The sequence below is a fragment of the Ferdinandcohnia sp. QZ13 genome (assembly GCF_031324165.1).
Taxonomy (GTDB): domain Bacteria; phylum Bacillota; class Bacilli; order Bacillales; family Bacillaceae_L; genus Ferdinandcohnia.
The window spans coordinates 480,689-505,110 of sequence record NZ_JAVIVW010000001.1 but is presented as its reverse complement, the minus strand read 5'-3'; the positions used below and the strand labels follow the sequence as shown (position 1 = coordinate 505,110).

Below are 24,422 nucleotides of genomic sequence, written 5' to 3'. Positions count from 1 at the left end.
GTTGAGGGTTCTTTTTTGCGGAAAAATGGAAGGAACTGAATTGATGAGTTTCCGTTCACTCAAATTTTGAAGTACTATGTTTTTTGTGTCGCCAAATAATACATCAACCTCATCCTGTTGGGATTAGAGAAATTGCACAAAAATATTCCTACCTTTAATCGAGTCCACGTTACTCCGTCGTAGAGCAGCAACTTCCCCTTTTTAGAACACTTTCATTCAACCGTTTATAAATGAAAATAGTAATATTGCTAACGGAAGAGGATGATACATTTGATTATAGAATTTAAGATGAATAAGGTTTTAGTGTAAGAAGGTATTACAGGTAATAAACGAGAATCTCTTATATGTTTGCATTTGTCTTTATACCATTGTTTTAGGAGGATAATTAAATGAATTACAATGCAGGTATTTTAGGAATTGGAGTCAATATTCCAGAAAAAATTATTACCAATAAGGAAATTGCACAACGTTTTGGGATCACAGAAGAAGAAATTGTAAGAAAAACAGGAATTTTGGAAAGACGATACGAAAAAACTGAAACATCACTTACAGAAATGTGTGTAATTGCAGGGAAAAGGGCGATTGAAGATGCTGGTATCGATCCAAGTATTATTGATTTAGTCATTATCGGAACAAATACACACGATACACACATCACAGCAGCACTCGTACAAGACCAAATTGGAGCTAAAGTTTGCGCGGGTCTTGATCTCCATTCAGGATGTTCAAGTTTTATCACTGCATTATCAACAGGGGCGCAATTCGTTCAAACAGGACTTTATCAAAATGTGCTGGTAGTTGCTGTGGATAAATGTTCCACTTTGCTTGATCCAATGGATAAAAAAACTGCTTTGATTTTTGCGGACGGAGCATCCGCAGTTGTTCTAGGAAGAGTGTCTGATGGAAAAGGTATTCTCGGCATTAATATGCAAATGGACGGAAGTGGTGGAAAATACCTACATCTAACCGAAAAGAAAACCATTTTCATGGATGGAAGGGCCGTTTTTGAATTCGCGGTTGAAAAATTTCCTTATGCAGTCAATAAAGCTCTTGAAGTTTCAAACCTTGCCATATCTGATGTTGATTTTATAATTCCACATCAATCTAACCTTCGTATCATCGAAAAGGGAATTGAAACTTTGGGGTTTCCTATAGAAAAAGTACATACTAAAACGATACAACATTATGGAAATTCATCCGCTCCAACAATAGGCATTGGTTTATATGAAGAAGTCAAAAATAAAAATATAAAAGACGGAGATTTAGTTATCCTTGCAGGGTATGGTGCTGGGCTTGGTTGGGGAAGCATTGCACTTCGTTGGGGAAAATAAAATATTCAAAATTAAAAAGGAACATTTCAATGAAGAAATGTTCCTTTGCATATTTAATGGATTGTACGGTATACACCGATAACTTTTCCGAGAATGGTTACATTTTTTAAAATAATCGGTTCGAGCATTGAGTTTTCTGGCTGGAGTCGAATATGGTCTTTTTCTTTAAAGAAGCGTTTTACAGTTGCTTCATCTTCTTCTGTCATTGCAACAACAATATCCCCATTGTTTGCTGAATGCTGTTGTTTAACAATTACGTAGTCTCCATCTAGAATACCCGCTTCAATCATACTGTCACCCATAATTTCAAGCATAAAGATTTGATCATCGTGCGCAGCAAATCGATCAGGTAGTGGAAAATACTCTTCAATATTTTCAATGGCTGTGATTGGTTGACCCGCTGTAACCTTACCAATGACAGGGACATTCACAACATTTGCAGTTGGAATTGTATCATTTGTATCAGCCTGTAATATTTCAATAGCACGAGGCTTTGTTGGGTCTCTTCTTATCAAACCTTTACTTTCAAGTCTGGACAAATGGCCATGAACTGTTGAACTCGATGCTAACCCAACTGCCTCTCCAATTTCCCTTACTGAAGGTGGGTAGCCCTTATCTTTTACTTCCTGTTTAATGTAGTTCAATATGTCCTGCTGTCTTTTTGAAAGCTTTGTCGTCATCTACACTCATCCCCTTATATATTTTTTTATATGTATTCAATTCTCGCTCTTTATTATGTTCGGTTTTTAAGCATGTGTCTGTCCGACAAAAACCTAAATTCTTAAGTAGAGTATAGCATGTTTTATTTGATTATACAAACATAAGTTCGAATTTTTGTTGACACAAAACATTTGTTCGGTATATAATAAAAACATAAAATACGAACAAACATTCTGTAGGAGTGGAAATGAACATGTTGAAAAAATTACAAAGTGGATTTATCTATTATGTCTTATTTGTTTTATTAAGTATGGGAATGGTTTTTATCACTGCTAGCTAAGTTAAGCAAAGTGGAATACTTGTAAAAAATCTTTTCATTTAGTACTATGAACTATGATTTAGAAAAGATGAAACAAGGAGAAATACGGATGCTTTCAAAAGATAAACTTAATCGGATCAATGCTCTTGCAAAAAAAGCAAAGTCAGTTGGTCTTTCGGATAAAGAAAAAGAAGAACAACAAGAGCTTAGACAAGAGTATTTACGTGTTTTTAGAAATTCAATGACAAATACCTTACATTCGGTAACGGTCGTAGACCCAGAGGGAAATGATGTAACTCCAGAAAAATTAAAAGAGAGCAAACGGAAAAGATTGCATTAACAAAGAATACATAGATTTCTATGTATTCTTTTCTTTTGGTGCATACTACATAGGAACCGATTAATTATTTGAAAGGATGTTTGTTTTATGACGAATTCAATTACTGACTTGTCGATTGCGTCGATTCGAACACTTTCGATCGATGCTGTTGAAAAAGCAAATTCAGGTCACCCAGGGATGCCAATGGGGGCAGCTCCAATGACATATACTCTATGGACCAGACATATGAAGCACAATCCGAATAATCCAAAATGGTTTAATCGTGACCGCTTTGTTCTCTCAGCGGGACATGGGTCGGCACTATTGTACAGTATGCTTCACTTATCAGGCTATGATTTAACAATCGATGACTTAAAGCAATTTCGTCAATGGGGAAGCAAAACACCGGGGCATCCTGAATATGGTCATACAGCGGGGGTTGATGCAACTACAGGTCCGCTTGGGCAAGGTATCGCTATGGCTGTTGGGATGGCGATGGCCGAGCGTCATTTAGCAGGTGTTTACAATAAAGACACATTTGAAATTGTAAACCATTTTACATATGCCATCTGTGGAGATGGTGACTTAATGGAGGGTGTTTCAGGAGAAGCTTCATCACTAGCAGGTCACTTAAAATTAGGTCGTTTAATTGTTTTATATGATTCAAATGATATTTCTTTAGATGGTGACCTAGATCAGGCTTTTTCTGAATCCATTGAACAACGCTATAAGGCCTATGGTTGGCAGTATCTTCGTGTGGAAGATGGTAATGATGTTGATGCGATTGATAAGGCAATTGAGGAAGCAAAGGGAGAGTTAACCCGTCCGACACTCATCGAGGTTCGAACAACAATTGGCTATGGTTCTCCTAATCGTGCTGGTAAATCAAAAGCACATGGTGAGCCATTAGGTGCTGATGAATTAAAATTAACAAAAGAAGCATATAATTGGACATTTGAAAATGACTTCCATGTACCAAGCGAGGTCTATAAACATTTTGAAGAAACCGTGAAAAAGGCTGGCGAACAAAGTGAGCAAGAATGGAATCAATTGTTTAACAATTATAAAGAAAGCAATACTGAGCTTGGAAAACAACTAGAAATGGCGATAGATTGTAGGCTACCTGAGGGTTGGGAAAAGACGTTACCAGTCTATGAAGTAGGTAAGAAGCTTGCAACACGTGCGTCATCTGGTGAGGCATTAAATGCAATCGCAAATAGTGTGCCACAATTCTTTGGTGGTTCTGCTGATTTAGCTGGTTCTAATAAAACAATGATAAAAGATGCTGCTGATTTTATGCCTAATGATTATAGTGGGCGCAATATTTGGTTTGGAGTTCGCGAATTTGCAATGGGTGCGGCCTTGAACGGAATGGCTCTCCATGGCGGACTAAAAGTATTTGGTGGAACATTCTTCGTGTTTTCTGATTATTTGCGTCCAGCGATAAGACTTGCTGCATTAATGAAAGTACCAGTCACCTATGTGTTTACACATGACAGCATTGCAGTTGGTGAAGATGGACCAACACATGAGCCTGTTGAACAACTACCAGCATTAAGAGCGATGCCCAAATTATCGGTGATACGACCAGCTGATGGAAATGAAACAGCGGCAGCGTGGAGAATAGCCATTGAATCAAAAGATGTTCCTACTGCACTTATTTTAACAAGGCAAAACCTACCTACTCTAGAAGGAACAGCTGAAAATGCGTATGAAGGTGTATCAAAAGGCGCATATGTAGTATCACCTGCAAAATCTGGACAACCGGCAGCTTTAATTTTAGCAACAGGATCTGAAGTAAGTCTTGCAGTAGAAGCACAAAAACAACTCGCTGAGGAAAATATTGAGGTATCCGTAGTAAGTATGCCATCATGGGATCGTTTCGAGGCACAATCAACTGAGTATAAGGAATCCGTTATTCCTAAAAACGTAAAAAAACGATTGGCCATTGAAATGGCAACACCTCTTGGGTGGGAGAGATACACTGGAGATGAGGGAGAAATCCTCGGTATCCACGAATTCGGTGCTTCTGCGCCAGGTGAAATTGTGATGAAAGAATATGGGTTCTCAGTTGAAAATGTTGTAAATCGAGTGAAGCAATTACTTCAATAACGTAAGAAAGGGGTCGAATCCGACCCCTTTTCTTATAAAACAACAAATTCGACAAAACTAGACGATTCTTACTCCAGTTTCAGACAAAAAACACAGACTCTTTCGAATATACTATTCAATATCGATAGTATTGGGAGGAAAGAGTATGAGAGAGTATTACATCTATTTAATAGAAGAAGAATTTGCCACTCATTACTTTGGGCGTGAATCACTAATCTATCATTTGTTTTTAGAATATAACCAATCCAAACAAGAGCGGAAACAAATCTTATATAAACAAATAGAGTTCATTACAAGGTCAATTCCAACAATACGCATCCAACAAAAAATTGAATCAAGCCTTGCTCATTATTCCTATTATCAACGCCAAAGTCATATGCACACTATAGAATGGAATGAATTTAATAGCTATGCAAAACTAACCATACATAATGATTACATCCATCTTCAATCAACTGGAAGCTTTGAGGCAGAAACGGCTTTTTTTGAAATCCTCCGTAAATATGACCGATGTTTTTTAGCAATGGATTTTTCTGCCAATAAATATGGGTGGTTAAATCCAATAAAGGAAAGAAAGTTTGTCTAAGGACTAGGAAAACATAAAACAAATATTGTATAATTGCTATTGGTTTAGTACACTGTAATGAGACAACATGAAGGAGGAAGTTTTTGTATGATGCAAATATGGTTAGCTATCTTACTAATCGTGGTAGCTTTACTTGGTGGCGTTGCATTAGGATTTTTTATTGCACGTAAATACATGATGAATTACTTAAAGAAAAATCCACCAATCAATGAGCAAATGCTAAAAGTAATGATGATGCAAATGGGTATGAAACCATCTCAGAAGAAAATCAATCAAATGCTAAAAGCAATGAACGGTCAAATGGACAAGCAATAATCATAGAACCCATTTACAAAAAAGGTTTTTTGTTGACACCGGTAAATTAAGGATAATAGTTAAAATGGTGTAACCTAAAACGTTCATTTTGATAAACATTTGGTTTTACTTTCTAGAGTTCGCAAAGACCGCGTTTTTACTGGAGAAAGATTCAGTAAAAAGGTGGTCTTTTTGTGTTTTTAGCAATTGTTATGTCGGGGTATTTTCGAAGACAGGATATTAGAAAAGGATTAATGTGATATAAAAGTAAAAACGGTCTTAACTAGTAATTAGCCTTGTATAGGTAATTACTAGTTGTATCTTCTATTTTTGGATAAAATACCTCTTAACAACCAATGTATTATTAGGGGAGATACCGATTTGGAAATAATATTTCGTGCATTTATTGTTTTTACAGCAGGATATCTATTGTTAAGAATAACGGGAAAAAAGGCTGTATCCCAAATGCATTCTTTCGATTTATTGTATATATTTGTGTTAACAAATATTATTAGTATGCCCGTAGAAGATGACCACATCGGAAAAGCTTTAACATATGCAGTTATAATTGTGGTTTTTTACAAAGTTTTAATTCGTTTATCCTTACATAATAAATTAAGATGGATTCTATATGAAAGACCTACAGTGTTAATTCGTAATGGGGATATTGACCGAAAAGGGCTTAAAAAAGTGCGAATGCCAATGAATGAATTTTTATCACATTTAAGGGTGAAAGGATTTACGGATACGCAATATATTGCCATGGCGACTATGGAGGAAACGGGAAGTATTAGTGTGATCCCCAAGTCGGAATATCGTCCAGTTCAGCCCAATGATTTAAATTTAAGGATAAGAAAAGAATATGTTCCTATTCCTCTGATAATGGATGGTCAAATCATTTACCATAATTTAAAATATTTACAATTAAAGCAAAGCTGGCTCATTAATGAGGTAGGAAAAGCGGGTGAAAATGTTGAAAACATTATGTTAGCCACCTATTCTGAAAATGGAGAATTATTTATAGACAATAATGAACTACAAAATCATAAAAATGATCCTTATTACTATGAGCCAGGAACAGATAATTAAAATACTATCCAGAATAAAGGACCCGAATATAAAAGGGTCCTTTCAACGTATTCATGATTATAAATCCCGTTGATCCACATTTAATTCGATTAAATTCCCATCCGGGTCCGCACAAAAGATTTGCGCAAAACCACTGATACTATCAGGCTTTTCAAGCACGGTTACATTGTGCATGGAGAGCCAATTTAGCGTGTCATAATAGTTTTCCACTCTTAATGCAAAATGACCTTCACGGCTGCTTAAGCTTTTATCCTTTCGAATTGTTTGGGATTCAGGTAGGACAATTAAATGGAGTTGTTGATTCCCAACCGAATACCAAGCACCGGGGAAGTCGAAATTTGGACGTTCAATTTCTTGTAAACAAAGAATATTGCTGTAAAAATCCTTCGCTTTTTCTAGATTCGTTACCGTTAAACTCACATGGTGAAGCTCCTTGTAGTTAATCATCATCAATCACCTCAGATTTATCTCGCATTAATTGGCAGTAAGACCCCACTTCAAGAATGCAGATAAAGCAAAATGTATAAGTGGGGATTAAGGAAACCCTCACTAAATGATATTTCACTTTATCATCTAAACCCAATTATAGTAGATATTTTAAATAAATATAATTCTTTTCACTTAAACATTTTGAAAAGCTTGGTTACCATCTTCCTACAATTATAAAAATTTGGTAAACTATTATGGCACTTATTTCGTCTTTCGGAGGATTATTAGATGAAAATCTTTAAGGATTTAATGTGGTTTTTTAAGCAGGAGAAAAAATCATATATTACGGGTATTTTTTTATTGCTGATAGTTGCTTTGCTGGAACTTGTTCCTCCCAAAGTAATTGGCTTAATCGTTGATTATATTTCACAAGGAATTCTAACAAAAGAAATCTTATTTAAATGGCTGGCTATTTTATTGGTAACGGCATGTACCGTTTATATCGTTCGGTTCTTTTGGCGAATCATGATATTTGGTTCATCTGTAAAACTAGCAAGGTTATTAAGGAATCGTTTATATGAGCATTTTACGAAGATGTCACAAAGCTTTTTCCAGAAGAGAAGAATAGGCGACTTGATGGCTCATTCGACAAATGATTTACAGGCGATACAGCAAACGGCTGGTTCAGGTGTTTTAACTTTAGTCGACTCACTCGCTACAGGCGGATTTGTTCTATTAACAATGGCCATAACAATAAATTGGAAGCTAACATTAATCTGTCTAATTCCATTGCCGTTTATGGCTCTATCTACGAATTATTATGGAACACTATTACATAGACATTTTCATAAAGCACAGGAAGCATTCTCAAGCCTAAATGATAAAGTCCAGGAAAGTGTGAGTGGCATTAAAGTCATTAAGACATTTGGGCAGGAGGAAGAGGATATCGAATCTTTTCGAAAACAGTCCGATGATGTTGTTCAAAAAAATCTTTCTGTAGCAAAGGTTGATGCTCTATATGATCCAACTATTTCATTGATAGTCGGAATTTCCTTCTTCCTTGCTATTGTGTTTGGTTCTAGGTATGTACTTTCAGGGGAAATGACGCTAGGGGAATTGGTTACTTTTACGACTTATTTAGGGTTGCTTATATGGCCATTGCTCGCTTTTGGTTGGCTGTTTAATATAGTAGAGCGGGGAAGAGCATCCTATGACCGTGTCACAAGTCTCCTTGCTGAACCAATGGAAATTACAGATTATGAGAATGCTAGTGAAATGACACTATCTGGTGATATTACGTATTCCATTTCCCGATTTTCCTTTTCGGGAGAGTCTAAGCAAACGCTTCAAGAGATTCATTTTAGCCTAAACCGTGGCCATACACTCGGAATAGTTGGGAAGACTGGTGCTGGTAAAACAACATTGTTAAAACTTTTCATTCGTGAAATAGAAGGCTATACAGGCGAAATTATGATTGGCGAAAAAGAAATTAAAGCTTTTACATTAGATGCGTTGCGTAAGGGAATTGGTTATGTTCCACAAGATCACTTTCTCTTTTCTGCAACAGTTGCTGATAATATTGCGTTTGCTAAACCTGGTGCATCCATGTCAGAAATTATCGAGGCTGCAAAGCTAGCTAATATTCATGAAGATATTTTACAGTTTGTAGATGGATATGAGACAGTTGTTGGTGAACGAGGTGTATCTTTATCAGGGGGACAAAAGCAACGGATTTCAATTGCAAGGGCACTCTTAATGAACCCAGAAATTTTGATTCTTGATGATTCTTTATCAGCAGTTGATGCTAAGACGGAAGAGGAAATCTTACGTGCCTTACGAGAAAATCGAGAAGGAAAAACAACCTTCATTACATCACATCGCTTAAGCGCAATTCAGCATGCAAATCAAATTCTCGTCATAGATAATGGCAAAATTGCTCAGCGAGGTACGCATGAGGGGTTAATGGGGGAAGAAGGATGGTATCGTGATATGTATCAACGCCAACAGCTTGAATCACTTGTTGAGCATGGAGGGTAAAGCATGAACAAAATCACAAAAAAAGAACAAAGGCGGACGTTAATTCGGCTCCTTTCTTACACAAAATCACATACGAAGGAATTTGTTTTCGCATTTGCTTTGCTATTATTTGCTACACTTTTGGACATTGTTGGTCCAATTTTAATAAAAATTTTTATTGATGACTATTTAACACCACGTCATCTTCCCGTTAAGCCGTTAGTATATTTAGGGGCTATTTACCTTTTTATTCATTTTTCAAAAGTGATCCTTCAGTATTTTCAACTTGTCAAATTTCAAGAAATCGCTTTGAAAATTATTCGTGAAATGAGAATAGAGGTATTTTCAAAGGTTCACAAGCTAGGGTTGAAATATTTTGACAAAACGCCAGGAGGAAGTATTGTATCAAGGGTTACAAATGACACAGAGGCAATCAAGGATATGTTTGTCGAGGTTGTTGCCACGTTTGTCCAAAATGGTGTGTTTTTAGTTGGGGTTTTTATAGCAATGTTTTATCTAAATGTCCAACTTGCACTGTTTTGTTTGGTAATACTACCGATTTTATTTATGTTGATGCAAACGTATCGTAAATTCAGTTCAAAATATTACCATGATATGAGGGAACGACTCAGCCAACTGAATGCTAAGCTCAATGAGTCCCTTCAAGGTATGGCAATCATTCAGGTATTCCGTCAGGAAAAACGATTGCGACGTGAATTCGCTGAAATCAATGATGCACATTATCAAGCGGGAATTAAAAATATAAAGCTTGATGGGCTTCTACTAAGACCAGCAGTTGATTTTATTTATATCGTGACGATTATTTTGGTATTAAGCTTTTTTGGAATCTCTGCGCTGGAGAGTCCGATTGAGATAGGTGTCCTTTATGCGTTTGTGAATTATCTTGAACGATTTTTCGAGCCAGTTAACCATATGATGATGCGTTTATCGCTCCTGCAGCAAGCAGTGGTTGCTTCACAGCGGGTATTCGAACTTCTTGATCATGATGAGTTAGCACCTCAAACGATTGGAAATGAGAATCCATCGATTGTAAAAGGTGAAATTGAATTTAAAAATGTTAGCTTTTCATATGATGGAAAGCGAGATGTATTAAAAAATATCTCCTTTACGGCAAAAAAAGGAGAAACGGTTGCTCTTGTTGGCCATACGGGAAGTGGAAAAAGTTCAATTATCAATTTATTAATGAGATTTTATGAGATTGAACGTGGAGATATATTAATAGATGGGAATTTCATTACATCCTATGAAAATAATGAACTTCGTCAAAAAATAGGTCTCGTTCTTCAGGATCCATTTTTATTTGTTGGTACCATTAGGGAAAATCTTCGTTTAAATAATCCGGATATTTCGGACCAGGATATTGAGGGGGCCGCTAAATTCGTTCAAGCTGATCAATTTATTAGAAAACTAGAAGATGGATATGATTATCAGGTTGTTGAACGCGGTTCAACCTTCTCAAGTGGTCAAAGGCAGCTATTGGCATTTGCACGAACAATCGTAAATAATCCAAAGATTTTGGTGCTTGATGAAGCTACTGCAAATATCGATACAGAAACAGAGGAAGAAATTCAAAAGGCTCTCGAAAAAATGAGACAGGGAAGAACGACAATTGCAATTGCCCATCGTTTGTCTACGATTCAAGATGCTAATTTAATTTTAGTATTGCATCAAGGGGAAATCGTTGAAAGAGGAACACATCAGGAGTTATTAGCACTAAAAGGATTATATTACAAAATGTTTTTGCTACAGAATGGTAGTGTAGATCATGTTGAAAAAGCAGTCATGTAAAAAGCCTCTCATGAATTAGAGAGGCTTTTCTTTTTTCTTCCTGTATTATATTGATTTAATAGATGATCTAAATCTTGACTTACTTTAATGGTGACCGTAGCGGTAAAACCGTGCTTCAAGACAATTTCAACCAATTCGGTTCTCTTTTGTTCAATTTTTAGGAGAAGTTGTTCTTTAGACACAAGGTAAAACCCCTTCTTTTGTTTTTAAGGTTCGTTATGGACAAGTTATATTATAGTATAACATATAATGGTAATTAGGTAATAAAACTTTTTTGGAAATATATTCAACTTACGAATAGTGCAATGACACAAAACGTTCATATTAAAAATTATGAATACGAATGTATTTTTGCTAGAATGGTAATGAACATAACTTTATTCAGTTGAGGTCTCTATTTTCTTAAGTGGGATAATGATGCAAAAAGATTAATCACTTTGTATTGGAGTTCAAACAAAGAATGAATAAAGTTAAAGCCTCCGGCGGAAGCTACGATTTTTCAAAGGAAACTTTTAGAGCAGTAAGATTAAGAGACTAAAACCGCCACATCCTGCGGCAACGTCTTTATGACCCACTTCCTTTGGGCCTAAAAATCGGGCGCAAATACGCCAAGGCGCATTTGATTATGGGGGTTGTTAAAATGGCAGATGTTAATGTGTTCCTTGCTATTGGTGCCGGATTTTTATCCTTTATCTCACCTTGTTGTTTACCGTTATATCCAGCATTTTTATCGTATATAACAGGAGCATCTGTTAGCGAATTAAAATCTGAAAATGCAATGCTGCAAAAACGAAGTATTTTACATACAATTTTCTTTTTAGTTGGTTTTTCGATTATTTTTGTGATGCTTGGCTTTGGAACATCTTTCGTTGGTCAAATATTTAGTGATTATAAAGACTTAATTCGTCAAATTGGAGCGATTTTCATTATTTTCTTTGGTCTTTTTGTACTTGGTATTATTAAACCAAAGTTTTTAATGAAGGATCGCAAAATTGAATTCAAACATCGACCAGCTGGATATGTCGGGTCCGTGTTTATCGGAATGGCATTTGCTGCAGGCTGGACACCATGTATGGGACCTATTTTAATGTCAGTTATCGCACTTGCGGGAACAAATCCAGATTCTGCAATGCTTTATATGGTCATGTATTCATTAGGATTCTCAATTCCATTTCTTATCCTTTCATTTTTTATTGGTCGCTTACAATGGATTCGAAGAAACAGTTTAAAGATAGTAAAAATTGGTGGATATGCAATGATTATTATGGGAGTTATACTGTATTTTGACTGGATGACAAAAATAATTGCATATGCGACTGCACTCTTTGGAGGATTTACGGGTTTTTAGTCGAATAAGTTACCAGATAAGTGTTTTCAAGGAGGACCAGTAAAGTGGCTAGAATCTTAGTAGTTGATGATGCGAAATTTATGAGACTCACGCTCACAGACATATTAGTTAAAGCGGATCATGAAGTGGTTTCGGAGGCTGAGAACGGTCTTGAAGCTGTTGAAAAATACAAAGAGACAAAACCTGATCTTGTGACTATGGACATTACAATGCCTGAACTGAATGGCATTGAAGCTGTTAAAATGATTAAAGAATTTGACCCAAAGGCTCGAATTATCATGTGCTCTGCTATGGGACAGCAAAAAATGGTGGTGGATGCCATCTCAGCTGGAGCGAAGGATTATATTGTAAAACCTTTCGATGAAAGCAGAGTTGTAGAAGCCATTAATAGAGTGTTAAATTAAGTGTAAACCCATTTAAGAATGTTGTCTTAAATGGGTTTCATTTGGCTATACCAAACAATTTACGATTACTAAAAGGACTGATTTATTTGGTTATTGCATCTTCAATTGTCGCGATTATGATGGCAATCTTCGTAACCTTTTTAAGAACAAAATCTTCTCAAAAACCTGCGTCTGTGAAAAAAATTATTTTGCCACCTGTTTTTATGAGCACTGGAGCACTTATGTTTATCGTTCCGATGTTTCGTGTCACACCACTTGAAATTTTAGAGGCTGTTGTCGTTGGGATGCTTTTTTCTATCCTTTTAATAAAAACATCATCGTTCGAAATTAGAGACAATGATATCTATATGAAACGTTCTAAAGCATTTGTTTATATTTTAGTAGGTTTATTAGTAGTTCGGATTGTTTTAAAATCTGTATTAAGTACAACGATTGATTTTGGGGCATTAAGTGGGATGTTCTGGATTCTAGCATTTTCGATGATTGTCCCATGGCGAATTGCAATGTATGTAAAGTATAAAAGACTTGCTTCAGAGCTTTAAAAAACTCGGCATTTATATGCCGAGTTTTTTTAAAATAGATCATTATATGGTGTCACATCTATTTGCTTTTCTTTTAATGTTTTTAATAAGAACTTATGGTCACGTTTTGGTGTGGCTATGATATATCCTCGAACAACTAAATCCTGTGTAATTTGTTTTGCTTTTTCGGTTAATGCAAGTTCGCCTATCTTCCCAGCGATTTTTTGTCTAGCTACATCACGAAAGAGCTCTGGAACGGGCTTTACTAAATCTTCTAATAATGCCTTCTGCTCGCTTGACCACATATGAAGCGTTTGTTCTATGTAATAATCCTGCCAATCTAAATCTGACATTCCATCTTCTTTTGGAAGTTTCTTTAAAAACTTTCGAAACATAAAAAAGCCGCCAATTGCAAGAATTGTAATAAAAAAGATTACCCATATTAAAATAAACCATAAAAACCATCCAGATAATTGCTGCATGAAATTGTTCACCTCATTGGTTCATTATACATTATTCCTCAATAGTTTGGTAACAGGAAAAGGTAAAATTATATCAAAAATAGAACATCATATATTTTTTGAGTGAATGGGCATGATACGGATATGAAAAAGATTCTGTTTTTTACGTGTATACTTATTTTTACATTTGATTTATCACATGGTGATACCGAAGAACTAGTGCGTGTTCGACTTGAAAATTTTGTAGGGAATGTTCAAGAGGTTCAGATGAAATTTATGGGAGAATATTTCACGTTGGATCCTACCTTATCATTGCAAGAAGGAGTGAACTATCGGTTATATATAAAAGATGGTAATCTTCATCTAAAAGGAGGAGAAATTAACCAACAGGTAGATAGCAGCTTTGTTTTAATCCCTCGCAGCTATAACGAAGATCATCGTGTTTATATCGATGAACGCCCATACCTAGGTGCAATGGAGTTTCAAGTAGAGAATAACCGTTTTGTACGTCCAGTTAATCAACTTCCATTAGAAGATTATTTAAAAGGAGTCGTTCCACTAGAGGTGTTTCCCTCTTGGAATATCGAGGCTCTAAAGGCGCAGGCACTGGCTGCAAGAACGTATGCCGTATCCCATTTAAAAGAAGAAATGGACGACACAACTTTCTATCAGGTGTATGGTGGATATGCATGGAATGTACGAACAACAAAAGCAGTTGAGGCTACAAAGGGTCAAGTGATTACATTTAAAAATAAGCTGATTGATGCCTTTTATTCGGCTAGTAATGGCGGAATGACAGAGAATAATAAAAATGTATGGGGAGGAGACAGTAGGTCATTTTATCCAATCAAAGAAGATCCGTTTGACCCAATTCATCCTTGGGAATTTACACTATCAAAAACGCAAATTAATCTTGAAGAAATCGATTGGGAGTCTGTGGATGCATGGGATGAACTCCAGGAAAAGGATAAAGAAATAACAAGTGTCATGAAAAGATCTATAAATCGACAAGGCTTTCCGGGAGATATTAAGATTCTTTCGATTCCCAAATTCGAAATAAATCCAGAAACCTATCAATCGAACCGCTCTATGACAGGATCAATTGAAGTTGAATTTTTACAAAGATTAATTGATGGAACCGTTCTTTTAGGAAATGTTACGCTTGAAGATGTGAATTTAAATCGAATTCGACCAATGATAGGCGGTACCATTTTTAAAAGCTATTATATTGATTCACTTGATTCTGGTGATACTAAATATGTGATGAAGGGGAGAGGGTATGGACATGGAGTTGGGATGAGTCAATGGGGAGCAAGTATTATGGGGGATAAAGGGAAAAAGTATGTAGAAATTATCCAATTTTATTTTCCAGGAACAACGATCATAAATTTTGAAAAAGTACCAAATTAGAAAGAGTCCTGTAGCTTTTTACAGGACTTTTATTTTAATTTTGCTCTTCTTCTTTTTACGTTTGCTATTTTTTTTGATGTATATTTCAAGAATTTCATTTCGAAATAGCGCTTCTATTTTCTTTTTTTCTAATTCGAAAGGAAGGGTAACAATTCTTTCGGTTAAAAGTGTATCATTTGGAGGTCTTTCGTAATCTGTCACCTTGATAAGGATGGAGTCGTTTTTGACATGTAGCTGGATTTGCTCGGGCTGATATCCTGATAATTCAGCCTCAATAATGTATTCATTTTGTGTTTCAAACAAATCAATTCGAAATTGATAATCGTCTAAAAGGTATGGGTCTTCGAGGAATTGTTTCATCCAGTCCTCTAATCCATTTATGGAGAGAGGATTTGAATCATCGAAATTATTCATGTTATGAACCTCCATGTCATTCTATATTTAAGGTATTCAAGAGGAAGGCTGTTCGTGATAATGAAAACGTAGAAAAGGTACAAACTGTTGGAATGTCAACTAAAATTATGTAAGAATAGACATACATATGTAAGTTTATGTGGAGGAATCGGCATGAAAAATAAAGTAAAACTACTCCCGGCAATACATGATCTACAAACCCATTCATCCTTTGAACAATTTCAGACTCTGCATCAAGTGGAAAAGGAATATTTGACGAGCGTGCTACGGGAGGTAGTCGCCAAGATTCGAAATGATATCGTTCATGGAAAGTGGGATAAACAGATTTCATCAAGAGAAGAAATGATGGCATTTATCTTCCAAGAAGGAGAAGATGAGCTAGTAAACAGAACAAAATACTACTTAACCAAAACAATCAATGCTACTGGAACAGTTTTACATACGAATTTAGGACGAGCTAGGCTTAGTGACCAAGCGATTCAACATGTTGTAGATATCTCAAAAGGCTATTCCAATTTAGAGTATGACATAAGCGAGGGGAAGCGGGGCTCACGCCATTCAATTGTGGAATCCCTCCTTAAGGAGTTAACAGGTGCCGAGAGTGCGATGGTGGTAAACAATAATGCGGCAGCTGTCTTTATTGTTTTGCGTGCATTAGCTAAAAACCAAGAGGTAATTGTTTCGCGAGGACAATTAGTGGAAATAGGTGGCTCATTTCGCATATCTGCGATTATGGAGGAAAGTGGAGCAAGGCTAGTTGAGGTCGGTACAACCAATAAAACACATCTAGAAGATTATGAGAATGCGATAACTGAGGAAACAGCCATGATTCTTAAGGTACACACGAGTAATTTTAAGACAATAGGTTTTACAAAAACAATTGAGGTTTCAGAATTGGTCACACTGAAAAATGAAAAAGACAATCTTGTTATTTATGAAGATCTTGGAAGTGGCGTCCTATACGATTTTAAACAGCGTGGAATTGGGGATGAGCCTGTCATAAAAGAAGTCCTTCAACAAGGTGTTGATCTTGTATCATTCAGTGGGGATAAGCTTCTTGGTGGCCCACAGGCAGGTATTATTGTTGGAAAAAAAGAATTAATTAGTCAACTAAAAAAACATCAACTTGCTCGGGTTTTACGTGTTGATAAGATGACATATGCAGCTCTTGAAGCAACTTTATTTTCCTACCTGAAAGGAAGATATTCGGATATTCCAACAATAAGGGACATCATTGTTACAAAAGAGAAGATCATGGAACGCTGTCAGCTTTTTAGGAAATGTTTATTAGAACAAACAAATCAATTTACCATTCAATTAAAAGAGGAAGGGTCGCCTATCGGAGGCGGAACAATGCCTGGAGTTGAGGTACCAACCCATGTAGTTTGTTTAACACATACTAAAATGTCAGCAGAGGATGTTGCAGTAAAGTTACGTCAGCACTCCACACCAATCATTGTTCGGATTAAAAATAACGAAGTCGTTCTTGACTTTCGAACCATTGAAAAAGAGGAAATTAATGAAATTGTAAAAGCTTGTACACTTATAGAATAAAAAGCCGCTAGTAGTGCGGCTTTTTATCATGATGTATCTTTACATATCGTGTCCAGGGTTATTATTTTGTCTTGAATGGTTGCGGTTTTTTACTTTTTTCGAACCACTCAGTGGTTGTGGTTGACTTCCGGTGCTTTGTCCACCATTTGCTCTAATATCCTTGAATGTATTTTTTTCACCCATATTTTATCCCTCCCTTAAGTATTAGGATAGTATTTTTCCACTTTTTTATGCGATTGTGTTCCGAATGATTTTTTGGAAAAAAGGTAAGCTATAATTGCACGAATTACCTTAAGGGAGTTGAAAAAATGCCGTATCATAAAAATCAACAACAAGCATTCCAAGCTGCACAGCAAGGAACAGAACAAGCGAAGGATGTTTATGCAAATATCGTTAGCAATGATCCTGACTATGGTACTCATTTAAAACGATTGAAAAATGAGGTTAATGAAGCCTATCAACAAATTGAAAATGCGTTGGAAGTGGCATCAGAGCACCAAAAATCTCAACTTCAGCAATTTCACCAGGATCTACAATCTATTATGAATGAAGTGAACGAATAAAAAAGTAAGCCCGCATTAGCGGGCTTTAATTTATAAAAAAATTATTGATTTTTCTTTCGCTTTTTATTGTTTTGACGTTGTTCTGCTGTTAATGGCTCATTTGCGAATTCTTCATTATACCCCGCTCCAACACCTTGTGCGCTTGCATCATTCATTCCAGGTCGAACATGATTTGCTTTACGTTTCGACATTCTATTCACCTCCGACCTTATTTTATACTTTTTTCAACATTTTATTCTTCAGGATGATAAGTAAAACTTATAAAGTATAATAACAATCTTGTTATTTACTTATGTATATAGTTATATTAATATATGTTATGCGGGGGATTTAATTGGAGAGTTTAAAATTCCTCTTAAATTTCGACAATTGTGTAAAATTGCGTTATTATTATAACAAAGGGGGTATACATATGGCAAAGCATGATGTATTTAATGCACGTTCTTCTTTCGAAGCAAACGGCAAAAAGTATAACTATTATAGCTTACAAGCATTAGAAGATGCTAAAATTGGTAACGTTTCAAAATTGCCATATTCCATTAAGGTTCTTTTAGAATCTGTATTACGTCAAGTTGATGGAAGAGTAATTACAAAGGAACATGTTGAAAACTTAGCAAAATGGGGAACTGATGAATTAAAAGAGGTTGATGTGCCATTCAAACCATCACGTGTTATTCTTCAAGACTTTACTGGGGTACCTGCTGTAGTTGATTTAGCTTCACTACGTAAGGCAATGGCTGACATGGGTGGAGATCCACAAAAAATCAACCCTGAAATTCCAGTTGACTTAGTTATTGACCACTCTGTACAAGTTGACAGAGCAGGTACATTAGATGCACTAAAATACAATATGGAGCTAGAATTCGAGCGTAACGCTGAGCGTTATAAGTTCTTAAGCTGGGCTCAAAAAGCATTTGATAACTACCGTGCAGTACCACCTGCAACAGGTATTGTTCACCAAGTAAACCTTGAATATTTAGCGAACGTTGTCCATGCAGTTGAAGGTGAAAACGGTGAGTTCGAAGCATTCCCAGATACCCTTGTAGGTACTGATTCTCATACAACAATGATTAACGGTATCGGTGTACTTGGTTGGGGTGTTGGAGGAATTGAAGCTGAAGCTGGAATGCTTGGACAGCCATCCTATTTCCCAGTACCAGAAGTAATTGGGGTTAAACTAGTTGGTACGTTACCAAATGGTACAACAGCTACTGACTTAGCACTCAAAGTAACTCAAGTATTACGTCAAAAAGGCGTAGTTGGTAAATTTGTTGAATTCTTCGGTCCTGGTGTTTCTCAACTTCCACTTGCTGACCGTGCAACAATTTCTAACATGGCTCCAGAATATGGTGCAACTTGTGGATTCTTCCCTGTTGACGAGGAAGCATTAGAATATCTTCGTTTAACTGGTCGTGAAGAAGAGCAAGTTAAAGTTGTAGAAGAATACTGCAAAGCAAACGGCTTATTCTATACAGCTGATGCAGTAGATCCAATTTTCACAGATGTGGTTGAGGTTAATCTATCTGAAATTGAAGCAAATCTTTCTGGTCCTAAGCGTCCACAAGATTTAATTCCACTTTCAAAAATGAAAGAAGCTTACCACACTGCATTAACTGCGAATGGTAACCAAGGATACGGTTTAACTCCTGAAGAAATTAATAAGGAGATTACTGTTAAATTCAATGATGGCGAAGAAGTACAAATGAAGACAGGTGATATCGCAATTGCTGCGATCACAAGCTGTACAAATACTTCAAACCCATATGTAATGTTAGGTGCGGGTCTTGTTGCAAAGAAAGCGGTTGATAAAGGCCTAGAAGTACCTAAATATGTTAAAACATCTTTAGCACCAGGTTCTAAGGTAGTAACAGGTTATTTAGAAGATTCTGGTCTACTACCATACCTTGAAAAGCTTGGCTTTAGTACAGTTGGTTATGGATGTACAACTTGTATCGGTAACTCAGGTCCATTAGCACCAGAAATTGAAAAAGCAGTTGCTGAAAATGATCTAGTTATTACTTCTGTACTTTCTGGTAACCGTAACTTTGAAGGACGTATTCACCCGCTAGTGAAAGGTAACTACCTTGCATCCCCACCACTTGTAGTGGCATATGCATTAGCTGGTACTGTTGATATCGATCTTCAAAAAGAACCTATCGGTAAAGATAAAGACGGCAATGATGTATTCTTTAATGACATTTGGCCAACTGCAGAAGAGGTTAAAGCTGAAGTTAAAAAGACTGTTACACCTGAGCTATTCAGAAAAGAATACGAGCGTGTATTTGACGATAACGAGCGTTGGAACGCAATTGAAAGTACGGATGAAGCACTTTATGTGTGGGATGAAGACTCCACATATATTCAAAACCCACCATTCTTTGAAGGGTTATCTAAAGAGCCAGGTGAAGTTCAGCCGCTTAATGGCTTACGTGTAGTTGGTAAATTCGGTGACTCCGTAACGACTGACCACATTTCACCAGCAGGTTCGATTGGTAAAGATACGCCAGCAGGTAAATACCTACAAGAAAAAGGTGTAACACCTCGTGACTTTAACTCTTATGGTTCACGTCGTGGTAATGACCGTGTCATGACAAGAGGAACTTTCGCGAATATCCGTATTCGCAACCAAATCGCTCCTGGTACAGAAGGTGGATGGACTACTTACTGGCCAACTGGTGAAGTTATGTCTATCTACGATGCATGTATGAAATACAAGCAAGATGGAACTGGCCTAGCTGTTATCGCTGGTAACGATTACGGTATGGGTTCATCACGTGACTGGGCTGCGAAAGGTACAAACCTACTTGGCATTAAAACAGTTATTGCTGAAAGCTTCGAGCGTATTCACCGTAGTAACCTTGTATTAATGGGTGTATTACCATTACAATTCAAACAAGGTGAAAATGCAGAAACTCTCGGCTTAACTGGTAAAGAAGAAATTGAAGTTCAAATCGACGAAAATGTAAAACCACGTGACTATGTGAAAGTTACGGCTACTGACGAAGAAGGTAATAAGAAAGAATTTGAAGTATTAGTTCGTTTCGATAGTGAAGTTGAAATTGATTACTACCGTCACGGTGGTATCCTTCAAATGGTTCTTCGTGAGAAAATGAAGGGTTAATATCTGTTAATACTAGGGCAGTTTTGTGGAGTTCACAAAACTGCCTTTTAATTTTATTCTTTTGTATGGTTAAATAGATATTATGGGAATTGAAATTATACATGACATTTGCGGAAATTTTACGGAGGATTGAAATCGTGAAAAAAATAGTGATTGCACTCGTTTTAATAGGACTAGTAGGATATGCTGTTTTTGAATTTGTTCAAGATCAAAGAAGAGGCGTAACCGGGATCGAGATTGGAAATACAGCACCTGATTTCGAACTTCAATTGTTAAATGATGAAAACGAGACAATTCGTTTATCCGATTTAAAAGGGAAAAAGGTTGTTGTAAATTTTTGGGCTTCATGGTGTAAACCATGTCGTGAAGAAATGCCAGAAATTCAAACATTTTATGAAAATAAAAGTAATGATGTTGAAGTGCTAGCCATCAATATGACAGCTTCCGAAGTCAAGGCAGAAAATGCACATAAATTTGTGGAAGGTAAGGGTTACACATTTCCACTTTTAGTAGATCCTAAAAACCAAGCCAGTAGTGATTATAAGGTTTTGGGTTTACCAGAAACGTTTTTCATTAACTCTGATGGGACGATAAATGATTTTATAAAAGGTCAAATGAACTTAGAAATGCTTGAAAGCAAAGTTAAAAAATTAAAGTAACAAAAGGAACCAATAGTAGATTGGTTCTTTTTTTTGGCTCTATAATATTTGTTGGGGTTTAGAAAAAATTTGTGTGCATAAAAAAACACGCAAACTCTTCATTCTTTTATACTTGAATTGACTAGAAACAAGTGTAAAGAATGGAGTTGCGTGCAATATGGATTTTACCATGATTATTCCTGGATTAAAAGGGTCTATCCTAACCAATGTTGAAGAAGTCGGTGAAGTAGTGCGACTGTATGTTGAAATGGAACGAAAAGTAAACCGGTGCCCCAAATGTAATCAAAGAACGAATAGGGTTCATGACTATCGTGTACAAAAAATTCAACACTTAAAGTGGTTTGAAAGAAAAACTCAAATCTTTTATAAGCGTAGACGTTATGTCTGTGAGTGTGGAAAACGTTTTTCGGAGAAAAACCCTTTTGTCATGCGTTATCAGCGTACTTCAATAGAGTGGAATCAAGCAATATCGATAAAAGCGATTAAAGGAAAAACGTTCAAGGAAACGGCCGAGATCTATGGATGTTCTCCTTCAACCATCATACGTAGATTCGATCAAATATCCCGAAGCGAAATTCGTCCTGTGGAAGAGCTACCAAATGTTATAGCCATTGATGAATACAAAGGTGATACCCGGGAAGGGAAATATCAGTTAATCATTGCGGATGGGATTACAAAAGAACCGATTGATATTTTACCAAATCGCTATAAACGTACGATTAAGGACTACTTGAGAAAGCATGGATCTGGGGTTCAAATAGTCATAATGGATATGAATCATTCCTTTAAAGCAGCCGTTCAAGAGGCATTGGGTAAACCCGTTATTGTAGCTGATAGGTTTCATTTTTGTCGTTACATTTATTGGGGGCTTGATGGAGTAAGACGCCGAATACAAAATGAGTTTCATGGATACGACCGAAAAAAGTGTAAACGTATGAAACATGTATTTCATAAAGATAGCCAGCGCTTAACTAAGGATGAACGTTGGCATTTAGAGCGATACTTGGAAATGTCTAATGAACTCAGAAGAGCATATGAAATCAAAGAGGCTTATCGTTCTTGGTTTTTACGGGCCAAAGTAAATGGAAAAAGCCAGATTAGTTTGGTTAAAAAAGAATTAGAAGAATTATATAAGTTTATTGAGGATTCAAAGATACCTGAGATGATTAAAGCCATAAAGACCATACAAAATTGGCAAGTTGAAGTATTAAATAGCTTTGCCTATGAATATTCAAATGGATTTCTAGAGGGAATTAATAATTCCACCAAAGTTTTAAAGCGAAATGCTTATGGATTTAGAGTGTTTGAACGCTTTAGGGCTAAAATTTTATTAACACACAAGTATAAAAGAATAGGGGTACATATTGGTTAACCAAGTTGGGGGCATTCTCCTCAATAAAAAATGATGAATGGTACCATCCATCATTTTTTATTGAGGCCACCAAGCGAAGCGCGGTAGCCTAAAACCCCAACATTTGACTTAGAACCTTTTTTTGCGTATTTTTTAACAAAAACCGACCTTTTAAAAATTTTTAAATAAATTTTCGAAAATTTGTAATAATTTCATCCGTTTTTGGAGATTATTACTATTACAATAGTAATTAGAGGAAGGTGAGAAAATTGAGAAAAGTTAGAAAGGTATCGTTTGCAGACTTGGTCAAAGAAAACAAACAACAATTGTTAAAAGACCAAGAAGCAATGGATCGAATTGAGGCAAGACTAGAACAAAAAAGATTAGAAAAAGCTGAGTAAATTTCCATCAAAATCCTTTACTGAATATAATCTCCACTCTTCTTTTTACATGAGAATCACCTTTCCGGGTGATAATGAAAAGGAGGAGGGGAAATAAATAATGCCGCAAAAAGACCATGAACAATTCAAACCTAACCATATTGGTACACAACCACGTGGATTTGGTGGAAATAAAGGTAAAAAGATGCAGGACAAATCTGGGAAGCACGCTCAGGTTATGCAAACAAAAGGTGAATAATTACGTATTCACTGGATAAAAGGACGTTATAGCAACGTCCTTTTGTTTTGCGAAATATTCCTTTTTTTACATGAGAATTCCTCTACCTTTTAGAAATAAATTTTTTATATATGAAGCAAAATAGAGGTGTACGACATTACATAGGAGGAATAAGCATGACACACAACAAACCGAAACCAGACGATCGAAGTGATAATGTAGAAAAACTACAAGACATGGTTCAGAACACAATCGAAAACATCGAGGAAGCTCAAGAATCTATGGAGTTCTCAAATGCAGAAGAACGCCAACGAATTCAAGCGAAGAATGAACGTCGTGAAGAATCAATAGCGGCTATGAGAGAAGAGATTAAAGACGAAGCAGCAGATCGTGAAAATGGGTACCAATAACATGAAAGAGTATGCCAGATTGATGGCATACTCTATTTTGTTTTCGTTTCTTTTATGAGTGTTTTTCCATTTATGATACTATATTTGTATTAATAAAACTTTTAAAACAAGAGTAGGGAGAGGACCAAATTGCTCATTTCAAAGAAGGAAGTCGAAGTACGCTACGCAGAAACAGACCAAATGGGTGTCGTTTACCATGCAAATTATTTAGTTTGGATGGAGCTAGGAAGAACCCAGTTAATTAAGGATTTAGGTTTTAGTTATGCAGCTATGGAAAACGATGGTATTTTATCTCCTGTAATTGATTTGCAGGTTTCTTACAAAAAACCATTAAGATATGGAGAAACAGCACTAGTGAAGACATGGATTGAACATTATGATGGCCTTCGTGTTATTTATGGATATCGAATTGAAAGACCAGATGGAGAGGTATCAGTGAATGCAACCTCATCCCATGTTTGTGTAAAAAAAGACTCATTCCGGCCAATATCGATTAGAAAACACTATCCTGACTGGCATGAGGCATATGAAGATGCTAAAAAGAAAGAGGAATAAAGATAACAAGGCATATCGAAGGATATGCCTGCAGACTGTTGACAAACGCTCGCATACTTCGTTGCTTGC

At 36.2% G+C, this 24,422-nt stretch carries 28 protein-coding genes; 21 read left to right on the top strand and 7 right to left on the bottom strand.

All coding sequences use genetic code 11. The annotated features are described in order from the left end of the window. Positions 1 to 389 precede the first annotated feature (389 nt). Positions 390 to 1,331: a 3-oxoacyl-ACP synthase III family protein gene (locus RGU12_RS02445; RefSeq protein ID WP_309534653.1), complete on the top strand. Its 942-nt coding sequence runs from the start codon at positions 390 to 392 to the stop codon at positions 1,329 to 1,331. A 53-nt stretch (positions 1,332 to 1,384) separates the two neighbouring features. Here RGU12_RS02445 and lexA read toward each other — a convergent pair whose 3' ends face one another. Next, entirely contained in the window at positions 1,385 to 2,011 is a 627-nt protein-coding gene (lexA, locus tag RGU12_RS02440; RefSeq protein ID WP_309534652.1) for a transcriptional repressor LexA, read from the bottom strand. Positions 2,012 to 2,419: 408 nt separating this feature from the next. Here lexA and RGU12_RS02435 point away from each other — a divergent pair, with 408 nt between their 5' ends. The 5 genes from RGU12_RS02435 (at position 2,420) to RGU12_RS02415 (ending at position 6,710) form a co-directional block, all read left to right on the top strand. Further along, positions 2,420 to 2,650, top strand: coding sequence for a DUF896 domain-containing protein (locus RGU12_RS02435; protein WP_309534651.1), 231 nt, complete (start codon positions 2,420 to 2,422; stop codon positions 2,648 to 2,650). Between the two features lie 87 nt (positions 2,651 to 2,737). After that, positions 2,738 to 4,741, top strand: a complete 2,004-nt coding sequence (gene tkt / locus RGU12_RS02430) for a transketolase (protein ID WP_309534650.1) — start codon at positions 2,738 to 2,740, stop codon at positions 4,739 to 4,741. A gap of 145 nt (positions 4,742 to 4,886) precedes the next feature. Then, the gene (gene sirA, locus RGU12_RS02425; protein WP_309534649.1) at positions 4,887 to 5,327 is read left to right on the top strand and encodes a sporulation inhibitor of replication protein SirA; all 441 of its coding nucleotides are present in this window, start codon (positions 4,887 to 4,889) and stop codon (positions 5,325 to 5,327) included. A gap of 90 nt (positions 5,328 to 5,417) precedes the next feature. Next, entirely contained in the window at positions 5,418 to 5,642 is a 225-nt protein-coding gene (locus tag RGU12_RS02420) for a YneF family protein (protein WP_116350854.1), read from the top strand. Between the two features lie 360 nt (positions 5,643 to 6,002). Beyond that, complete coding sequence (locus RGU12_RS02415; protein ID WP_309534648.1) at positions 6,003 to 6,710, top strand: DUF421 domain-containing protein; 708 nt, start codon at positions 6,003 to 6,005, stop codon at positions 6,708 to 6,710. A gap of 57 nt (positions 6,711 to 6,767) precedes the next feature. Here the strand turns inward: RGU12_RS02415 and RGU12_RS02410 are convergent, their stop codons facing one another. After that, positions 6,768 to 7,157: a VOC family protein gene (locus RGU12_RS02410; protein WP_116350492.1), complete on the bottom strand. Its 390-nt coding sequence runs from the start codon at positions 7,155 to 7,157 to the stop codon at positions 6,768 to 6,770. A gap of 270 nt (positions 7,158 to 7,427) precedes the next feature. Here RGU12_RS02410 and RGU12_RS02405 point away from each other — a divergent pair, with 270 nt between their 5' ends. Together RGU12_RS02405 and RGU12_RS02400 are read left to right on the top strand one after the other, a co-directional pair. After that, positions 7,428 to 9,176 (top strand): ABC transporter transmembrane domain-containing protein, encoded by a 1,749-nt coding sequence (locus RGU12_RS02405; RefSeq protein WP_309534647.1) that lies wholly within the window; start codon positions 7,428 to 7,430, stop codon positions 9,174 to 9,176. A 3-nt stretch (positions 9,177 to 9,179) separates the two neighbouring features. Continuing rightward, on the top strand, positions 9,180 to 10,964 hold the full coding sequence (locus RGU12_RS02400; RefSeq protein ID WP_309534646.1) for an ABC transporter ATP-binding protein: 1,785 nt from the start codon (positions 9,180 to 9,182) through the stop codon (positions 10,962 to 10,964). Positions 10,965 to 10,972: 8 nt separating this feature from the next. On the opposite strand, the gene RGU12_RS02395 is transcribed toward RGU12_RS02400, so the two are convergent. Beyond that, positions 10,973 to 11,146 (bottom strand): Spo0E family sporulation regulatory protein-aspartic acid phosphatase, encoded by a 174-nt coding sequence (locus RGU12_RS02395; RefSeq protein ID WP_309534645.1) that lies wholly within the window; start codon positions 11,144 to 11,146, stop codon positions 10,973 to 10,975. Positions 11,147 to 11,604: 458 nt separating this feature from the next. Between RGU12_RS02395 and RGU12_RS02390 the strand changes: the two genes are divergently transcribed. From RGU12_RS02390 to RGU12_RS02380, 3 genes are all read left to right on the top strand, one after another. Then, positions 11,605 to 12,312, top strand: coding sequence for a cytochrome c biogenesis CcdA family protein (locus tag RGU12_RS02390; RefSeq protein ID WP_309534644.1), 708 nt, complete (start codon positions 11,605 to 11,607; stop codon positions 12,310 to 12,312). A 44-nt stretch (positions 12,313 to 12,356) separates the two neighbouring features. Continuing rightward, the gene (locus RGU12_RS02385) at positions 12,357 to 12,716 is read left to right on the top strand and encodes a response regulator (RefSeq protein ID WP_309534643.1); all 360 of its coding nucleotides are present in this window, start codon (positions 12,357 to 12,359) and stop codon (positions 12,714 to 12,716) included. Positions 12,717 to 12,796: 80 nt separating this feature from the next. Then, positions 12,797 to 13,258: a CcdC family protein gene (locus tag RGU12_RS02380; RefSeq protein WP_309536256.1), complete on the top strand. Its 462-nt coding sequence runs from the start codon at positions 12,797 to 12,799 to the stop codon at positions 13,256 to 13,258. Between the two features lie 29 nt (positions 13,259 to 13,287). Here RGU12_RS02380 and RGU12_RS02375 read toward each other — a convergent pair whose 3' ends face one another. After that, positions 13,288 to 13,719 (bottom strand): DUF2621 domain-containing protein, encoded by a 432-nt coding sequence (locus RGU12_RS02375; protein ID WP_309534642.1) that lies wholly within the window; start codon positions 13,717 to 13,719, stop codon positions 13,288 to 13,290. Positions 13,720 to 13,842: 123 nt separating this feature from the next. Between RGU12_RS02375 and RGU12_RS02370 the strand changes: the two genes are divergently transcribed. Then, positions 13,843 to 15,108 (top strand): SpoIID/LytB domain-containing protein, encoded by a 1,266-nt coding sequence (locus tag RGU12_RS02370; RefSeq protein WP_309534641.1) that lies wholly within the window; start codon positions 13,843 to 13,845, stop codon positions 15,106 to 15,108. A gap of 18 nt (positions 15,109 to 15,126) precedes the next feature. Here RGU12_RS02370 and RGU12_RS02365 read toward each other — a convergent pair whose 3' ends face one another. Then, a complete protein-coding gene (locus RGU12_RS02365; RefSeq protein ID WP_309534640.1) occupies positions 15,127 to 15,522 on the bottom strand; it encodes an Hsp20/alpha crystallin family protein in 396 nt (131 codons plus the stop codon). A gap of 153 nt (positions 15,523 to 15,675) precedes the next feature. On the opposite strand from RGU12_RS02365, the gene selA reads away from it, so the two are divergent. Continuing rightward, positions 15,676 to 17,076 carry an L-seryl-tRNA(Sec) selenium transferase gene (selA, locus tag RGU12_RS02360; RefSeq protein ID WP_309534639.1) on the top strand — a complete coding sequence of 467 codons (1,401 nt, stop codon included), beginning with the start codon at positions 15,676 to 15,678 and terminating at the stop codon, positions 17,074 to 17,076. A gap of 39 nt (positions 17,077 to 17,115) precedes the next feature. Here selA and RGU12_RS02355 read toward each other — a convergent pair whose 3' ends face one another. Next, entirely contained in the window at positions 17,116 to 17,259 is a 144-nt protein-coding gene (locus RGU12_RS02355) for a small acid-soluble spore protein P (protein ID WP_116350483.1), read from the bottom strand. Between the two features lie 125 nt (positions 17,260 to 17,384). Between RGU12_RS02355 and RGU12_RS02350 the strand changes: the two genes are divergently transcribed. Continuing rightward, a complete protein-coding gene (locus RGU12_RS02350) occupies positions 17,385 to 17,639 on the top strand; it encodes a hypothetical protein (protein ID WP_309534638.1) in 255 nt (84 codons plus the stop codon). A gap of 41 nt (positions 17,640 to 17,680) precedes the next feature. Here RGU12_RS02350 and sspO read toward each other — a convergent pair whose 3' ends face one another. Beyond that, positions 17,681 to 17,830, bottom strand: a complete 150-nt coding sequence (gene sspO, locus RGU12_RS02345; RefSeq protein WP_057999856.1) for a small acid-soluble spore protein SspO — start codon at positions 17,828 to 17,830, stop codon at positions 17,681 to 17,683. 221 nt (positions 17,831 to 18,051) lie between these two features. Here sspO and acnA point away from each other — a divergent pair, with 221 nt between their 5' ends. The 7 genes from acnA to RGU12_RS02310 all read left to right on the top strand — a co-directional run bounded on the left by acnA (position 18,052) and on the right by RGU12_RS02310 (position 24,353). Then, complete coding sequence (gene acnA / locus RGU12_RS02340; protein WP_309534637.1) at positions 18,052 to 20,760, top strand: aconitate hydratase AcnA; 2,709 nt, start codon at positions 18,052 to 18,054, stop codon at positions 20,758 to 20,760. 137 nt (positions 20,761 to 20,897) lie between these two features. Continuing rightward, on the top strand, positions 20,898 to 21,419 hold the full coding sequence (locus RGU12_RS02335) for a TlpA family protein disulfide reductase (protein ID WP_309534636.1): 522 nt from the start codon (positions 20,898 to 20,900) through the stop codon (positions 21,417 to 21,419). Between the two features lie 157 nt (positions 21,420 to 21,576). After that, positions 21,577 to 22,791, top strand: a complete 1,215-nt coding sequence (locus RGU12_RS02330; RefSeq protein WP_309534635.1) for an ISL3 family transposase — start codon at positions 21,577 to 21,579, stop codon at positions 22,789 to 22,791. A gap of 248 nt (positions 22,792 to 23,039) precedes the next feature. Further along, positions 23,040 to 23,171 carry an FbpB family small basic protein gene (locus tag RGU12_RS02325; RefSeq protein WP_116350479.1) on the top strand — a complete coding sequence of 44 codons (132 nt, stop codon included), beginning with the start codon at positions 23,040 to 23,042 and terminating at the stop codon, positions 23,169 to 23,171. Between the two features lie 100 nt (positions 23,172 to 23,271). After that, entirely contained in the window at positions 23,272 to 23,409 is a 138-nt protein-coding gene (locus RGU12_RS02320) for an acid-soluble spore protein N (protein ID WP_116350478.1), read from the top strand. Between the two features lie 155 nt (positions 23,410 to 23,564). Then, on the top strand, positions 23,565 to 23,798 hold the full coding sequence (gene tlp, locus RGU12_RS02315) for a small acid-soluble spore protein Tlp (RefSeq protein WP_223254357.1): 234 nt from the start codon (positions 23,565 to 23,567) through the stop codon (positions 23,796 to 23,798). Between the two features lie 129 nt (positions 23,799 to 23,927). Continuing rightward, positions 23,928 to 24,353, top strand: coding sequence for an acyl-CoA thioesterase (locus RGU12_RS02310; protein WP_309534634.1), 426 nt, complete (start codon positions 23,928 to 23,930; stop codon positions 24,351 to 24,353). The last annotated feature ends 69 nt before the right edge of the window (positions 24,354 to 24,422 follow it).

Excerpts from the sequence above, each read along its gene's own strand:
- RGU12_RS02445 (WP_309534653.1), top strand. The coding sequence starts at position 390 with ATGAATTACAATGCAGGTATTTTAGGAATTGGAGTCAATATTCCAGAA.
- lexA (WP_309534652.1), bottom strand. The coding sequence starts at position 2,011 with ATGACGACAAAGCTTTCAAAAAGACAGCAGGACATATTGAACTACATT.
- RGU12_RS02435 (WP_309534651.1), top strand. The coding sequence starts at position 2,420 with ATGCTTTCAAAAGATAAACTTAATCGGATCAATGCTCTTGCAAAAAAA.
- tkt (WP_309534650.1), top strand. The coding sequence starts at position 2,738 with ATGACGAATTCAATTACTGACTTGTCGATTGCGTCGATTCGAACACTT.
- sirA (WP_309534649.1), top strand. The coding sequence starts at position 4,887 with ATGAGAGAGTATTACATCTATTTAATAGAAGAAGAATTTGCCACTCAT.
- RGU12_RS02420 (WP_116350854.1), top strand. The coding sequence starts at position 5,418 with ATGCAAATATGGTTAGCTATCTTACTAATCGTGGTAGCTTTACTTGGT.
- RGU12_RS02410 (WP_116350492.1), bottom strand. The coding sequence starts at position 7,157 with ATGATTAACTACAAGGAGCTTCACCATGTGAGTTTAACGGTAACGAAT.
- RGU12_RS02405 (WP_309534647.1), top strand. The coding sequence starts at position 7,428 with ATGAAAATCTTTAAGGATTTAATGTGGTTTTTTAAGCAGGAGAAAAAA.
- RGU12_RS02400 (WP_309534646.1), top strand. The coding sequence starts at position 9,180 with ATGAACAAAATCACAAAAAAAGAACAAAGGCGGACGTTAATTCGGCTC.
- RGU12_RS02390 (WP_309534644.1), top strand. The coding sequence starts at position 11,605 with ATGGCAGATGTTAATGTGTTCCTTGCTATTGGTGCCGGATTTTTATCC.
- RGU12_RS02375 (WP_309534642.1), bottom strand. The coding sequence starts at position 13,719 with ATGCAGCAATTATCTGGATGGTTTTTATGGTTTATTTTAATATGGGTA.
- RGU12_RS02370 (WP_309534641.1), top strand. The coding sequence starts at position 13,843 with ATGAAAAAGATTCTGTTTTTTACGTGTATACTTATTTTTACATTTGAT.
- RGU12_RS02365 (WP_309534640.1), bottom strand. The coding sequence starts at position 15,522 with ATGAATAATTTCGATGATTCAAATCCTCTCTCCATAAATGGATTAGAG.
- selA (WP_309534639.1), top strand. The coding sequence starts at position 15,676 with ATGAAAAATAAAGTAAAACTACTCCCGGCAATACATGATCTACAAACC.
- RGU12_RS02355 (WP_116350483.1), bottom strand. The coding sequence starts at position 17,259 with ATGGGTGAAAAAAATACATTCAAGGATATTAGAGCAAATGGTGGACAA.
- RGU12_RS02350 (WP_309534638.1), top strand. The coding sequence starts at position 17,385 with ATGCCGTATCATAAAAATCAACAACAAGCATTCCAAGCTGCACAGCAA.
- sspO (WP_057999856.1), bottom strand. The coding sequence starts at position 17,830 with ATGTCGAAACGTAAAGCAAATCATGTTCGACCTGGAATGAATGATGCA.
- acnA (WP_309534637.1), top strand. The coding sequence starts at position 18,052 with ATGGCAAAGCATGATGTATTTAATGCACGTTCTTCTTTCGAAGCAAAC.
- RGU12_RS02330 (WP_309534635.1), top strand. The coding sequence starts at position 21,577 with ATGGATTTTACCATGATTATTCCTGGATTAAAAGGGTCTATCCTAACC.
- RGU12_RS02320 (WP_116350478.1), top strand. The coding sequence starts at position 23,272 with ATGCCGCAAAAAGACCATGAACAATTCAAACCTAACCATATTGGTACA.
- tlp (WP_223254357.1), top strand. The coding sequence starts at position 23,565 with ATGACACACAACAAACCGAAACCAGACGATCGAAGTGATAATGTAGAA.